Here is a 13,512-nt window from a genome sequence, read left to right as displayed (position 1 = left end):
TGTACGCTCGCGGTGGTGGCTCAGAGAACAGATCCACCCCCGCTGGGAGTGCTCACGGGAGGAGTGTGTGGGGTGGTGAGCGACTGGGCGGTTGCCGAGGGGCGGATCGCTTGGGCCAGGAGGCGCATGCCGGTGCTGGGAGCGGCTCTGGCCGAACTGGCGCGGCGGCGGGTGTTCGACGGGCTGACGATCGGCTTCCGCCTCCATCTGGAGCCCAAGACGGCGGTGCTGGTCGAGGGGTTGCTGGCCGGCGGTGCCCGCGTGGTCGCGATGGGCAACGAGGGCACCACCCAGTTCGGCACTGCCGAGGCCCTGGCCGATCGGGGTTGTGAGGTGCTCGACCGTCCCGGCGACGGTGAGGGCGCGGTCCGGGATCACCTCGGCCGGATCGCCGCGGCCGAGCCCGATCTGGTGCTGGACAACGGCGCCGAGTTGATCGAGGCGTGCGTCCGCGCCGGCCGGACGCCCAGGGGGGCTACCGAAGAGACCACGTCGGGGGCCTTCCGCCTGCGGGAGGGATTGGCCGGGAAGGTGAGGTTCCCGGTCATTGTGATCAACGACAGCCCGTTGAAGGCGATCGTGGAGAACAAGCATGGGGTGGGGGAATCCGTGGTGGACGCCATCGTCCGCGCCACCAATATCTCCCTGCACAAGAAGCGGGTGGTGGTGTTCGGCTACGGATGGTGTGGCCGCGGCATCGCGCTCTATGCCCGCCGCCGGGGCGCCGATGTAGTAGCGGTGGAGCCCGATCCGGTCAAGGCGCTGGAGGCAGCCATGGACGGTTTCGACGTGGCCGGCGCGGACGGGGCGGTCCGGACCGCCGATGTGGTCATAACCGCCACCGGGCGCGAGCGGGTGGTGGGTTACGAATTGATCGAGACCATGCGCGACGGAGTTCTTCTGGCCAATGCCGGCCACACCGACGCCGAGATCGATGTGGGCCGCCTGGAGCGGGAGGCTCCCGGCGAGCGGGTGGCCCCGTCGCTATTCGCTCACGAGTTGCCCGGCGGCCGTACCGTGTTCTTGCTGGCCAAGGGCCGGATCGTCAACCTGGTCGCCGCCGGGGGTATTGGGAACCCCATCGAGGCCATGGATCTCGGGCTCACCCTGCAGGCCCGGTCGCTGGCTGTCCTGGCCACCTCCGCCGGCGACTTCCGGCCCGGCCCGCAGCCGGTGCCGCGGCAGATCAACGAACAGACCGCCACCGCCATGCTCGAATCCATGGGCCAGACCCCGGCCTGACCACCGCCCCGGTTGACTCGGGACTCCGACGGCTGACGGACCAACGCGCATTGAAGACGGGTCATGCGAACGTCACCACGTTCCTGCCCAGTACGCGGCGGTCCTTCAGGCTGAGGATGGCAGCCTCCAGTCCGTCAAGGTTGGTCCGGGTGGCGATAACGGTCTTCAGCAGGCCTTGTGCGGCCAGCGTGATGGCTGTTTCCAGGTCGCTCTTGGAGCCGGCCGCAGACGTGAGGATGCGGAGTTCGTTCTTGATGAGAGCTCCTGGGTGGATGTCCAGGGGCTGGTGGGTGTATCCGATCTGGACGAAGGAACCGCCCGGAGCGAGGCAGCCGAACCCGGCTCTCATCGTTTCCCTGGTTCCGACGGTCTCGAAGAACACGTCAGGCGCGCGACCAAGCATCCGGGCCGCCTCCGGCGGAAGAGCCTCGTAGCCTTCCGGATCGTCGATCACCAGGCCGGCCCGGGCGCCGAGGTCCTGTGCCAGCTCCAGCTTGGCTGTGTCGTCCGCCACCGCCAGCACGGTGGCGCCGGCCAGGGCCGCCACCTGGGTGAGCATCAGGCCGACCCCTCCGATGCCGTTGACCACCACCGGATCCCCTGTCCCGATTCCCGCCAGCCGGACCGCATGGACGGCGCTCATCCCGCTACAGGCCAGCACCGCGCCCGCCTCGAAGGGGACGGTGTCGGGCAGGGGAACCAGGTTCCCCTCCGGGACGATCACGTACTCGGCAAAGCCGCCGTCGGCGGTGAATCCGATCATTCCCCCCGAACGCGTGCAGAGCCGGTCCCGGTTCGTGTTGCAGTAGCGGCACGAGCCGCAGTTCATCACGTTGTAGACCGCCGCCCGCGAGCCAGGTGATCTCGCCCGAGCGCCCATGACCTCCCCTGCGATCTCGTGTCCGAGCACTCGCGGGATGCCCATCGGGTCGATTAGCCCCTCCAGGAAATGGAGTTCGGTCCCGCACACTCCGGCCGCCCTCACCCGGACCGGCGACCAGCCGTCAGGCACTCCCGGAACCTGGCGCTCTGCCAGCCGGAGCATGCCACCCTCGACGAGCTCGGCCGCCCTCATCAGCGCAGGAACGGATACCGCCACGAGCTGCAAGCGTACTCATGGCGAGGCTTGGGAGGCCGGGCGACCGAGCTACTAGCATCACATCGCTATCCCCATCGGTACGAGAGGAATGACGCGTGGTATCTGAGCCGAGTACCGGCTCGTCCGCCAGGTACATCCCGAGCCGTTACGCGGCGCTGGCCGTGGATCGCATCACCAAGGTGTTCGAGAAGGACGGAAAGCCGCTGGTGGCTCTACAGGACGTGTCGCTGAACGTTCGGCAGGGGGAGTTCCTCACCCTGGTGGGGCCGTCGGGATGCGGGAAGTCCACTCTCCTCAAGATCATCGCGGGACTCCTTAGCCCGACGGCCGGCAGCGTCTACCTCGCAGGTAGTGAGGTAACGGAGCCGCGCGAGGAGATCGGCCTGATGTTCCAGACCTCGACCCTCTTCCCGTGGCGCAACGTGATCCGCAACATCTCACTTCCCCTCGAGATCATGGGCACGATGGAGCCGGACGGGGAACGACGTGTCGCGGACGTGGTCGAGTTGGTGCGGTTGCAGGGATTCGAGCAGCACTACCCGCGGGAGCTCTCCGGTGGCATGCAGCAGCGCGTGGCCCTGTGCCGACTGCTGGTCTCGGATCCGGACCTGATGCTGCTCGACGAGCCGTTCGGTTCTCTGGACGAGTTCACCAGGGAGCACCTCAATACGGAACTGGCGCGTATCGCCGAGCACGAGCACAAGACAACGGTGTTCGTGACCCACAACATCCGGGAGGCGGTGTTCCTCTCCGACCGGGTGGCCGTGATGGGGACCACGCCCGGCCGGATACTCGATCTGGTTGACGTCGACCTCCCCAGACCGAGAGTTCCGGGCTCCCGACGGTTGGCGGAGTACACCGAGACCGTCAACTACATCCGCGAAGTGCTCGGTCTCTTCTAGCGAGCGGAAGGAGTTCTCGATTGGCTACCGACAGCATGTCCGACGCCGACACGCTCGGGGTCGGGTCTCTGCCAGGCTCCGGCTCGGACTCCCGTTTCCGCGGGTTCTGGTCCCAGATCCTTCTGACGGGTTCGGTTGTAATCGCCATTTGCCTGATCTGGGAGCTTCTCAGCAGTTGGGAGGCGATCACCGGGACCCGTCTGTCGTTCTGGCCGGAGATCGTGCTGTCGAAACCGTCGGAGATAATCCCGGCCTTCTTCGAGGCCATAAGCACCGGGTTCGTGCTGTGGCACTTCTGGGTCACCTTCCAGGAGACGGCCATCGGGTTCGTCATCGGCGCCGGCGGAGGATTCCTGTTGGGTACCTACGTAGCCCTGGTGCCGACCTTCAGGAAGGCCTTCTACCCGGTCATCATCCTGTTCCAGTCGACCCCCAGGGTGGCCCTGGCGCCGGTGTTCATCGCCTGGTTCGCCTTCGGAATCGCCTCCAAGATCGCGCTGGCAGCCACGATCTGTTTCTTCCCGGTCCTGATCAACACCATCACCGGGCTGACGGTGATCGACGAGAACGCGGGGCTGCTCATGAGATCTCTCAGAGCCACCCGTTGGCAGACCTTCCGTCATCTACGGCTCCCGAGCTCTGTACCGACCGTGTTTGCCGGGCTCAAGGCGGCTCTCACCTTCGCATTGATCGGTGCCATTGTGGGCGAGTTGACCGCCACCAACGAGGGGGCCGGCCACCTGATCGAGACGGCGGCCTTCCAGTTCCGCAGCGACGATGTGTTCGCGTACCTGCTGATGCTGGCCCTGATCGGCCTGGCGCTGTTCCTGGTGGCCGCATGGCTGGAGCGGAAGCTGCTCTTCTGGCATGTTGATCTTGAAGAGGCCACCTAAAGGGCCACCATATAGAATCGTGGTGAGCACCTGCTCGCCCGGACAAGGAGGAAGGGATATGAAACCAACTACCCGCTGGAGCCGACCCTGGTCGGTCGTACTGGCGCTTGCGATCGTGCTGGCCATGATCGGGGCTGCATGCGCGGAGGATGAGGAACTCCGAGATGTGAACCTCGCCTTGTCAACGACGAGTGGGTTCGGCTACGGCTACTGGATCGCCGTAGGTCTCGGTTACTACGAGGATGAGGGCCTCAATGTGAGCCTGCAGGGCACTCGAGGATCATCCGAGGTTGCCCAGATCCTGGCGGCCAACAACGCCGAGGCGGGAATGGGGGTTCCAGGGGCGATGCTGCCTGCTATCGAGGCGGGGGCGGGCCTGTACCCGTTCTTCACGTACGCTTACGGTGAGGTGTTCGACGTTGTGGTACCTGCCGGATCGTCGATCAACAACATCGCCGGCCTGGCCGGTCTCAAGATCGGCATCTCGGAGTTGGCCGGTGGCGAGGTTCCGCTCGTGCGGGCCTTGCTGGTCGAGGCAGGCCTGGATCCGGACAACGATGTGGAAATCATCGAGGTGGGGACTAACGCTCCGACCGTCAAGGCGGCTCTGGACGATGGACGGATCGACGCCTACTCGTCCGCCAAGTCCGACATAGCCTCGATGAACGCGGCCGGCCTCGACACCGTGTCGATCGCGCCCGCCTCGCTCAACACCCTTCCTGCCGAGGGGCTGCTGGCCGCCGAGGACTACAAGGATGACGACGAGCTGCTGATCGGTCTGGGCCGCGCCACGGCCAAGGGCCAACTGGTGGCTTACGCCAACATCGACGGCGCCGTGTGCGTGCTCAAGGAGCTGATCCCCGAAGAGTTCACCGATGACGCGGAAGGCCGGGCCGGCCTGGCGGCAGTGATCGAGATCACGACTGCCCCGCAAGAGGGCGGTGACTACGTGTTCGGTTTCCTGGACGCGGCCGGATGGAACACTTACGTGAACATCTTCATCCAGGGTGGTGTGATCTCCCAGCAGATCGACATGGGCCAGTATGTGATCGACGACCTGCTCGACGACATCAACGATTTCGACCAGCAGGCGATCGTCGACGAGGCCAACGACTTGGACACCGACTGCTGATTGGCTCCTGATCGGATACTGACAAACGCATCTTTTGTCGCAGGCGGCGACCGTCCCATCCGGGCGGTCGCCGTCAGCGGTCAGAGGATCCGTGGGTTGGGTGATCTTGACGAAGTAAAGGACACGGTGGCCGCCACCGCCGAAGTCGTCGACCTCGGCGGGGGAGTTGCCTTCCCCGGTTTCGCCGACAGCCATGTCCATGCGGTCAACTACGGGCGCTCCCGGATGGGTGTTCCGTGCTGGCCGTCCGATGTCTCTTCGGTGGGCGACATCGTCGGAAGGGTGGTGGACGCCGACCTCAGACTCCCGGCCGGCCGGTGGATCAAGGGCCGCGGCTACGACCCGGCCCGCTTGGCGGAGGGGCGCGCGCCCACGGCTTCCGAGCTGGACCTGCCCGGCGGCCGCTGCGTGGTGCTGGACAGCTTCGACTTCCACCGCCGGGTCGTCAACCACGCCGCCCTCGCCGCGGCCGGTATTGGTGCGGACACTCCCGATCCCCCCGACGGGGCGATAGTCCGGGATGAGCACGGCGTTCCCACCGGTGAGCTGCTCGACGGCGCTCGGGCCCTGATGGATCCGGTGGTGCCACCCTGGTCCGAAGAGGAGGACGAGCAGGCGATCGAGATCGCCACCGATTACTTCCTGTCCCACGGTTTCGCCTACGTGACCAATGCCGCCCCGCTCACCATGTCCCACCGGGGTGAGGAGGTGACGGCCTTCCTGCGGATGAGCGAACGCCGGGCCCTCCGGCTGCGGTTCACGTCGATGATCAGGGCCGAGCTGCTGGATGCGGCTGGGGATCTGGGGCTCCGTCCGGGCGCCGGGGGCCCCAACTTCCGCATCGGCGGGGCCAAGGTCTTCTCCGACGGAGCGTTCGGTCCCCGCACCGCGGCGATGCTGGAGCCCTACTCGGATTCCGGCACGTCCGGCACCATGCATATCGATCTCGGGGAGATGAAGGAAACGATCCGCAAGGGCGCCCGGATCGGATGGCAGATGAGCATCCATGCCATCGGTGACGCGGCTGTGGAGACGGTGGCAGGTCTGCTGGCCGCCCATCCACCGGCGGGCGGGACCCGCTCGCACCGGATCGAGCACTGCTGCCTCACTTCCGGCAGCGCCGTCCGTTCCATGCAGAAGGGGCGCATCATCCCGGTGCCGCAGCTGTCATTTATGCGCTTCCGGGCCCCCGATTTCCTGGCCGCGCTGGGCGAGGAGCGCTTGGCGGCGATGTACCCGCTCCGCACCTGGATCGACGCCGGCCTGAAGCCGGTCCATAGCTCGGACACGCCCGTCATCCCGGACGCCGCACCCATGGCGGCCGTCGCCACGGCCACTGCTCGGCTGGATGCGAGTGGCCGGGTGTGGGGCGCCGGGGAGGGCGTGGGCTTCGACGAGGCTCTGGCCACCATGACCGCGTGGCCCGCCGAGGCGGACGGGCAGTCCGGCGACCGGGGCAGGATCGCCGAGGGCTACCTGGCGGACTTCACCGTCCTTCCTCGTGATCCGCGCCGGCTCCCGCCGGACGAGATGGCGGATACCGCCCCGGTGATGACCATCGTGGGGGGTGATGTGGCGTGGCGCAGCGAGTCGCTCTCCTGATCGGCCTGGCTGCATAGGGGTCGCTCGGCTATGTCCATGATCGACATGCATGCCCACTACCTGTCGCCGTCGGTGCTCCACGAGGCGTCGGCGGGAAGCGTGCCGGTCGGCCTGGCGCCGGACGGCCGGTCGCTCCTGTTCCCGTCCGGCCCGTCCCGTCCGGTCCCCCCGCCCCTGAGCGAGCTGACCGATCGCCTCCGCTGGATGGAGGAGCGGACCATCGAGAGGCAGATCCTTGCGCCGTGGATGGACGTCACCGGCGACGACCTCGCTCCGGAGGCGGCGACGGTGTGGTGCCGGTCCATGAACGACAGTTGCGCTGAGGACATAGGGGATGAGCCCCGGTTCGGTGCTCTGGCGGCGCTGCCGGTGGTCGACGGCGAGGCGGCCGCACGTGAGCTCGTCAGGTCGGTCGAGCAGCTCGGTTTCGCCGGCGGCGCCATTCCCACCCAGGTCGGGGGTAGAGACCTCGACGTGGCCGGTCTGGAGCCCCTGTGGGAGGCGGCCGCGTCCCTCCGCGCCCTGCTCTTCATCCATCCCTTCCGGGTGATGGGAGGTGATCGGCTGAAGGCCCACTTCCTCGGCAACGTCTGCGGTAACCCCTTCGAGACCACGCTGGCCGCCCTCCGGCTGTACTTCGCAGGGACGTTCACCAGGTGGCCGGACCTGCGGGTCCTGCTCGCCCATGGCGGCGGCGTGCTGCCGACGCTGGCGGGCCGGGCCGCCCACGCGTCCCGACACGCACCGGGCTTCGACCGGGCGGTCGACCATCCGGACTCGATCCTGGAGTGCTTCTACTACGACACCATCCTGCACGATGCCCGGGCCCTGACCCTGCTGATGAATGCGGTGGAGTCGGCCCGGATCGCGGCGGGAACCGATTACCCGTTTCCCATGATCCTCGACCGTCCCACCGACCATGTCCGGCAGGCCGCCGACCAGGCCGGCCTCACAGAGGACGAGCTACACCGCATCCTGAGCGGCACCGCCGAGGTACTCCTCGGTCGCATGGGGTAGGGAACTACCAGCGGGCGACTTCACGAGCCGGCCTCCCTTCCAGACCATCGTGATCTGGGCGGAGTCGCCGAGGACAGTTATCTCGTCGAGCGGGTTGGAGGCGACCGCGATGATGTCCGCGTCGTAGCCTTCGGCCAGCACCCCGGTCTTGGGCGCTCTCGGGCCCAGCGTGGCCGGGCCGTTGGCGGTGGCGGCCTCGATCGCCTGGAGGGGGGTCATGCCCGCCTTTACCAGCGCGGAGAGTTCCAGCCCGTTGGTGCCCCACGGACCGCCGCTGACCATGATGTCGGCGCCGGTGGCGATCGGGATGCCCGAGGCGATGGCGAGTCGCATGGCGGCGGCGTGGGTCCGTTCGACCTTGGCCTGAGCGTGCCACGCCCAGTCCGGGATCTGGCCCTTGAGCGACACCAGGTACTCGACGGCGTGGCGGGTGGGAACGGCCATGGTCCCCATCTCCAGCATCAACTCGGCGGTCTCCTGGTCCAGGGTGCTGCAGTGCTCGATGGTGGTCACGCCGGCCCGGGCCGCCGCAGCCACGCCCGCCAGCCCGTGGCAATGGGCCCCGACCGCCATCTCGGCCATGGCCGCTTCCTCGACGATGGCCCGCAGCTCCTTGTCGTTGAACTGCCGGTGGTCGGGGTGGTCGAAGTGGCTCATCGTGCCGCCCGTGGCGTTGATCTTGATGACTTTGGCGCCCACCCGGATCTGGCGGCGGACGGCCTTGATACATTCCTCGACTCCGTCGCACACGGCCACCCAACCCACGCCCGACGCGGCCAGGTCGTCCCGCCAGGACTCCGGCATCCAGTGGATGTCGCTGTGTCCCGCGGTGGGACCGAGGGCCGCTCCCGCGCCGTAGATGTTCGGCCCGACCAGCGTTCCCTCGTCGACCAGCCGGCCGAGGTGGACGCCGAGCCCGCCCATCTCGCGGGTGCTCGTGAAGCCGGCCATCAACAGGGTGCGGGCATCCCGGGCCGCCCGGACCGACAGCATCGGCAGGGGAGTGGTGGCCAGCTGGGTGAGATCGGCCGCCTCCGTCCCGAAGAAATGGGAGTGGCAGTCCCACATCCCCGGCATCACCACCGGCACTTGATAGGTCACACCGCCCGGAGTGTCGGGCGCATCCGCTGATCCGCCCGCGTAGGTAATCGTGTCACCATCGATCACCACGCACCCGTCGGATACGGGATCGCCCTGTCCCGGGATCAGCAGCTCGGCTTCAATGCGTATCGAATCGGTTGTCACATGGTCCTCCGCTAACCGCACGATAGGCTAGGTGACCCGGAGTTTGTGACGAAGGGCTTCGATTGCGCGTCACCAGGAAGGTGTTCATCAACCGCGATCCGGACATCGTGTTCGACTACCTCGCCTCCCCTACGAACGAGCCGTTGTGGCGCACAAGCATCCTTCGCGCCGTGCCTGACGAATCGGGAGTGTCTGCGATCGGGGCAACCGGTAGGAGCCTGATCAGGTTCATGGGCCGGGACGTGGACGTACGCTGGGAGGTAGTGGAGTTCGAGCCGCAAGCGCGGCTGTGCAGGGAGTACACCTCGGGGGTTCGGGGCGGCCGGGACCGCTACATGCTGCAGAGGTTCGGCATGGGCGCCACCGTCGTTGAGTTGGAGGTGGAAGTTGATGCAGCCGGTCTGATGGGCTTGCTCACCCCCAGCCGGCGAACCTCGATGGAGCGCGAACTCCGCACCGACCTGCAGCGCCTAAAGGCCATCCTCGAAGACCGCTAGCCGGCGGTCAGTGTGGTCGGCCCAGGCAACTGCCAACCGACTAATACAGTTCGAGGTACTCGTTGGTCTCCCAGCCGCTGATCTCGTCCGTGCGCTGCGAATCCGGGTCCTCGTCCTCCTCGGCGGCGTACCGGCCCAGTTCGTAGCGGCGCACCGCCAGGAACGCGTCCTTGAACTCCTGGCCGAAGAATCCGGTGGTGGCATCGCTGGCCTCGAAGTGGTCCAGCGCCTCGCCGAGGGTGGCGGGGAGCTTCTCGAGCGACTCGTCCTCCTCCGCCGGCACACCCTGGCGGGAAGGCGCCGGGGGCTCCAATCCCTTCTCGATCCCGTCCAGGCCGGCGGCCAGGATGGCGGCGCTGGCCAGGTAGGGGTTCATCAAGGCGCTGGGGGAGCGGGTCTCGATCCGGGTCGCGTCAGGACCGGCCGCCTTCACGCGCAGCAGAGCCGACCGATCCTCCAGTCCCCAGGAGATGTTGGTGGGGCTGAAGGTGTGGGTGCGGCGCCGGCGGCGGCAGTTGATAGTGGGGGCCAGGAGGGCGTCGATGGCGTTGGCGTGGGTGATCAGCCCGGCCGTGAACCGGAGGCCCACCTCGCTGAGACCCTGGGGGTGGGACTCGTCGGCCATGACGTTCTGCCCGGTGTCCTTGTCCACCAGCGACATGTGGATATGGCATCCGTTCCCGGAGTGCCCGGCCCACGGCTTGGTCATGAAGGTGGCCAGGTAGCCGTCCTGGTAGGCGATCTGCTTGACGCCGTTCTTGAACGTGAATGCCCGGTCGGGACCGTTGATGCCCCGGCCGGGGGTGAAGTTGATCTCCCATTGCGACCCGGCGTACTCGCAGTTGGAGGTGATGATGTCGATACCCACCCCGGGCATCAGGTCCACGATCCGGTTGATGGTCGGTACCCACTCGTTACGGACCACGTTGAAGATGTGGTAGCCCTCGAACAGGCGCTCGTGGGTCTCGCCGTCGAGCAGGTAGAACTCGAACTCGCATCCGGTCATCGGCTCGAATCCCATATCGGCGGCCTTCTCGAGCACCCGCCGGTAGACGGCCCGCGGAGTGGCCTCCAGGGTCTGGCCGTCGTACCACTGCGCATCGCAGATCAGCCGGGCGGTATCGGAGGCCCACGGCACGATCGCGGCTGTGGATGGGTCGGGGAACAGGAGCTGGTCCCCGTACCCCACCTCCTCGTTGTACAGGCTGCCGGGCACGACATCCGAGCGGGTGTCGAGTACCGCGGTACCCCCGTACATGTTCAGGCCCTTGCGCGCAAAGCTGCGGGCGGCCTTGAGGGGGACGACCTTGGTGCGGGAAGTCCCGTGCAGGTCGGGCAGTTCGAACCGCACCCGCTTGATTCCCTGTGACTCCCAGTCGTCGAAGATTTGGTCGAACCCGGACACCTTCCGAACCTCCTCGGCCGGCCCCTCGCTCAAGGTATGGCGGAGGCCTTTGGTCGTGTGCCGCCGATTATAAGTGGTCGGGCATCGGCCGGTCACAGGCTGCACCCGCGGCCATGGCCCGCGCACAGTGCGAGCGGGTATAGTCGCCGGTGGTGACATCACATCCCCGCGAGTCGGCGGTTTTCTACCGCGTTCCTGACGACGATTACCCGACGATGGTCCGCGCCTCCGGGTTCCAGCTGTGGGATTCCTCCGGCAAGCAGTATCTGGACCTGTCCAGCGGCATCTCGGCCACCGCGGGGATAGGGCAGGGCCGGCCGGAGATAGCCGAGGCGATGGCGGCCCAGGCGCGCACCCTGTCCTTCGTCCACAACTCCCGGGTCACCAACGACCAGCAGGAACTGCTGGCGGCCCACCTCACCGATCTGGCTCCGGAAGGGGTGGGCAAGGTCATGTTCACCTCCGGCGGGTCGGAGGCCAACGAGCTGTCCATCCGCATAGCGCGCCAGTACCACCTGGCCCGCGGGGACTGGGAGCGGACCAAGATCATCGCCCTCTCGCCGAGCTATCACGGGGCCACGGTCGGGGCGCTGTCGATGACGGGCCGCTGGGATGTGAACCGGGCCTACGATCCGCACCTCATGCACACCGTGAAGGTGACCGCGCCGGTCAACTTCCGGGGACCCTTCGCCGGGCTGGAGGGGGAGACGCTCGCGGAGCGTGCCGCAGCGGCGGTGGACTCCGCGATCGAAGCGACCGGCCCCCATACGGTATCGGCCGTGATGGTCGAGCCGGTCTCCCCCTCGGCAGGCATGGCCGTGCCTCCCGCCTCGTACTGGCCGAGAGTGCGCGAGATCTGCGATCGTCACGGGGTCCTGCTCATCACGGATGAGATCGTGACCGGCGCCGGTCGCACCGGCGAGTTCCTGGCCATGGATCACTTCGGGGTGGTGGCCGATCTCTGCAACCTGGCTAAGGGGCTGAGCGGCGGTTACGTGCCCCTCGGAGCGACCCTCGTCCGGACCGAGATCGTCGAGGAGATAGCGGTCAACAGCCGGCGCATGGCCGAGGTCCACACCTTCAGCGGTGCCCCCATCTCCTGCGCGGTGGGTGTGGCGGTGCTCGATGCCATCGTGCGGGAAGGCCTGGTGGAGCAGGCCGCCAAGCGGGGGGAGTTCCTCCGCTCGTTGCTCGTAGACGAACTGGACGACCTGCCGTTCGTGGGCGAGATCCGCGGCATCGGCCTCATGCAGATGGTCGAGTACGTGCGGTCACGCGACAGCCGTGAGAAGTTCCCCCCGGAGTCAGACGTGGCCGCATCCGTGACAGCCGCCATGTACGAGCGCGGGGTGGTGCTGAACACGCTCGGCTCGCAGAGCGCCCTGGTGGGGGACTGCACCGTGTTCTTCCCGGCGCTGACCATCGGAGAGTCGGACCTGGAGCAGGGGGTCTCGGTGCTTCGCCAGGTTCTGGAGGAACAGCATGTCCGGTGGTGAGGTCACCCTCGACAAGGTCGTGGACGCCTACGAGCGGATGGCGCCGCCCGTGCGGGTCACACCCATCCTCCCGGTGGCCCGATCCTCCGCCGAAGTGGGCCGGGAGCGTCTCTTCCTCAAGGCCGAGCACCTGCAGGTCACCGGGTCGTACAAGGCCCGCGCCGCCTTCCACATCCTCCGCTCGTTCGACGACGAGGGCCGCCGGAGGGGGATCGTCATGTCCTCGTCCGGGAACTTCGCCCAGGCCTTCGCCTACGCCGGACCGGTGGTCGGGTCACCGGTCGCCATCGTCATGCCCGGCTACACGGCTGACGTGAAGGTGCAGTCCACCAGGGACTACGGAGCCCAAGTGGTCATCTGCCCCACATTCGCCGACCGCGACCCCACCGTGGAGCGCGTGGCTGAGGAGCAGGGGATGCTCGCGTTGCACTCGTTCGAGCATCCGGAAGTGCCGATCGGCCACTCCGGGATCGGCCTGGAAATCCTCGAACAGGTTCCCGATGTCGAGACCGTCCTGATACCCATCTCGAGTGGGGGGCTGGCCGCGGGCATCGCGGTGGCGATCAAGGAGAACCGCCCGGACGTGGAGGTCCTCGGTGTCCAGCCGGAGGGCGGCAACGCCGCCTACCTGTCCTGGCAGGCGGGGGAGGTGCGGACCATCGAGAACTGGCACTCGATGGCGGACGCCCTGTCGGGCCGGCGGCCGGGGGAACTGCCCTTCCGTTACCTCCAGAGGTACCTCGATGACATCCTGCTGGTGAGCGAGGAGGCCATCGCCGAGTCCGTGAGGACGATCCTGTTCCGCACCAAGACCCTGGCTGAGCCCGGCGGGGCCACCGCCGCGGCGGCCTTCCTCGACGGGCAGGTCGACAACAGCCGGGTCACCGTTGCGATCGCGTCGGGCGGCAACATCCAACCCTCGGTCCTCGACATGATCCTGGCCGGGACCGCCGGGGGCTGAACGGGTACCGGGACGTCAGTT

12 protein-coding genes are annotated in these 13,512 nt (G+C 67.3%); 9 read left to right on the top strand and 3 right to left on the bottom strand.

What is annotated here, in order from left to right; translation table 11 throughout:
* The first annotated feature begins 75 nt into the window (after positions 1–75).
* Positions 76–1,242 carry an adenosylhomocysteinase gene (locus tag OXM57_09000; protein ID MDE0352818.1) on the top strand — a complete coding sequence of 389 codons (1,167 nt, stop codon included), beginning with the start codon at positions 76–78 and terminating at the stop codon, positions 1,240–1,242.
* Between the two features lie 61 nt (positions 1,243–1,303).
* On the opposite strand, the gene OXM57_08995 is transcribed toward OXM57_09000, so the two are convergent.
* Positions 1,304–2,341 carry an alcohol dehydrogenase catalytic domain-containing protein gene (locus tag OXM57_08995; protein ID MDE0352817.1) on the bottom strand — a complete coding sequence of 346 codons (1,038 nt, stop codon included), beginning with the start codon at positions 2,339–2,341 and terminating at the stop codon, positions 1,304–1,306.
* 95 nt (positions 2,342–2,436) lie between these two features.
* On the opposite strand from OXM57_08995, the gene OXM57_08990 reads away from it, so the two are divergent.
* The 5 genes from OXM57_08990 to OXM57_08970 all read left to right on the top strand — a co-directional run bounded on the left by OXM57_08990 (position 2,437) and on the right by OXM57_08970 (position 7,887).
* Positions 2,437–3,243 carry an ABC transporter ATP-binding protein gene (locus tag OXM57_08990; protein ID MDE0352816.1) on the top strand — a complete coding sequence of 269 codons (807 nt, stop codon included), beginning with the start codon at positions 2,437–2,439 and terminating at the stop codon, positions 3,241–3,243.
* A 20-nt stretch (positions 3,244–3,263) separates the two neighbouring features.
* A complete protein-coding gene (locus tag OXM57_08985; GenBank protein MDE0352815.1) occupies positions 3,264–4,136 on the top strand; it encodes an ABC transporter permease in 873 nt (290 codons plus the stop codon).
* A gap of 58 nt (positions 4,137–4,194) precedes the next feature.
* Positions 4,195–5,268 carry an ABC transporter substrate-binding protein gene (locus tag OXM57_08980; protein MDE0352814.1) on the top strand — a complete coding sequence of 358 codons (1,074 nt, stop codon included), beginning with the start codon at positions 4,195–4,197 and terminating at the stop codon, positions 5,266–5,268.
* A 96-nt stretch (positions 5,269–5,364) separates the two neighbouring features.
* The gene (locus tag OXM57_08975) at positions 5,365–6,870 is read left to right on the top strand and encodes an amidohydrolase (protein MDE0352813.1); all 1,506 of its coding nucleotides are present in this window, start codon (positions 5,365–5,367) and stop codon (positions 6,868–6,870) included.
* Between the two features lie 36 nt (positions 6,871–6,906).
* Complete coding sequence (locus OXM57_08970; protein MDE0352812.1) at positions 6,907–7,887, top strand: amidohydrolase family protein; 981 nt, start codon at positions 6,907–6,909, stop codon at positions 7,885–7,887.
* Here OXM57_08970 and OXM57_08965 read toward each other — a convergent pair.
* On the bottom strand, positions 7,834–9,132 hold the full coding sequence (locus OXM57_08965; protein ID MDE0352811.1) for an amidohydrolase family protein: 1,299 nt from the start codon (positions 9,130–9,132) through the stop codon (positions 7,834–7,836). The genes OXM57_08970 and OXM57_08965 overlap by 54 nt on opposite strands.
* Before the next feature lie 62 nt (positions 9,133–9,194).
* Here OXM57_08965 and OXM57_08960 point away from each other — a divergent pair, with 62 nt between their 5' ends.
* Entirely contained in the window at positions 9,195–9,629 is a 435-nt protein-coding gene (locus OXM57_08960) for an SRPBCC family protein (protein ID MDE0352810.1), read from the top strand.
* 40 nt (positions 9,630–9,669) lie between these two features.
* Here the strand turns inward: OXM57_08960 and OXM57_08955 are convergent, their stop codons facing one another.
* Positions 9,670–11,034: a glutamine synthetase family protein gene (locus OXM57_08955; GenBank protein MDE0352809.1), complete on the bottom strand. Its 1,365-nt coding sequence runs from the start codon at positions 11,032–11,034 to the stop codon at positions 9,670–9,672.
* Positions 11,035–11,186: 152 nt separating this feature from the next.
* Between OXM57_08955 and OXM57_08950 the strand changes: the two genes are divergently transcribed.
* Together OXM57_08950 and OXM57_08945 are read left to right on the top strand one after the other, a co-directional pair.
* On the top strand, positions 11,187–12,530 hold the full coding sequence (locus tag OXM57_08950) for an aminotransferase class III-fold pyridoxal phosphate-dependent enzyme (protein ID MDE0352808.1): 1,344 nt from the start codon (positions 11,187–11,189) through the stop codon (positions 12,528–12,530).
* On the top strand, positions 12,517–13,491 hold the full coding sequence (locus OXM57_08945) for a threonine/serine dehydratase (protein MDE0352807.1): 975 nt from the start codon (positions 12,517–12,519) through the stop codon (positions 13,489–13,491). The genes OXM57_08950 and OXM57_08945 overlap by 14 nt, the downstream gene beginning before the upstream one ends.
* Positions 13,492–13,512: the final 21 nt, after the last annotated feature.

The sequence above is a fragment of the bacterium genome, from assembly GCA_028820935.1.
In the GTDB taxonomy this organism is placed as follows: Bacteria; Actinomycetota; Acidimicrobiia; order Spongiisociales; family Spongiisociaceae; genus Spongiisocius.
The sequence above is the reverse complement of the archived record's forward strand: the minus strand, read 5'-3'. Positions and strand labels throughout refer to the sequence as shown.

Coding starts and splice junctions, on each gene's coding strand:
- OXM57_08980 (MDE0352814.1), top strand. CDS start 4,195: ATGAAACCAACTACCCGCTGGAGCCGACCCTGGTCGGTCGTACTGGCG.
- OXM57_08970 (MDE0352812.1), top strand. CDS start 6,907: ATGATCGACATGCATGCCCACTACCTGTCGCCGTCGGTGCTCCACGAG.
- OXM57_08945 (MDE0352807.1), top strand. CDS start 12,517: ATGTCCGGTGGTGAGGTCACCCTCGACAAGGTCGTGGACGCCTACGAG.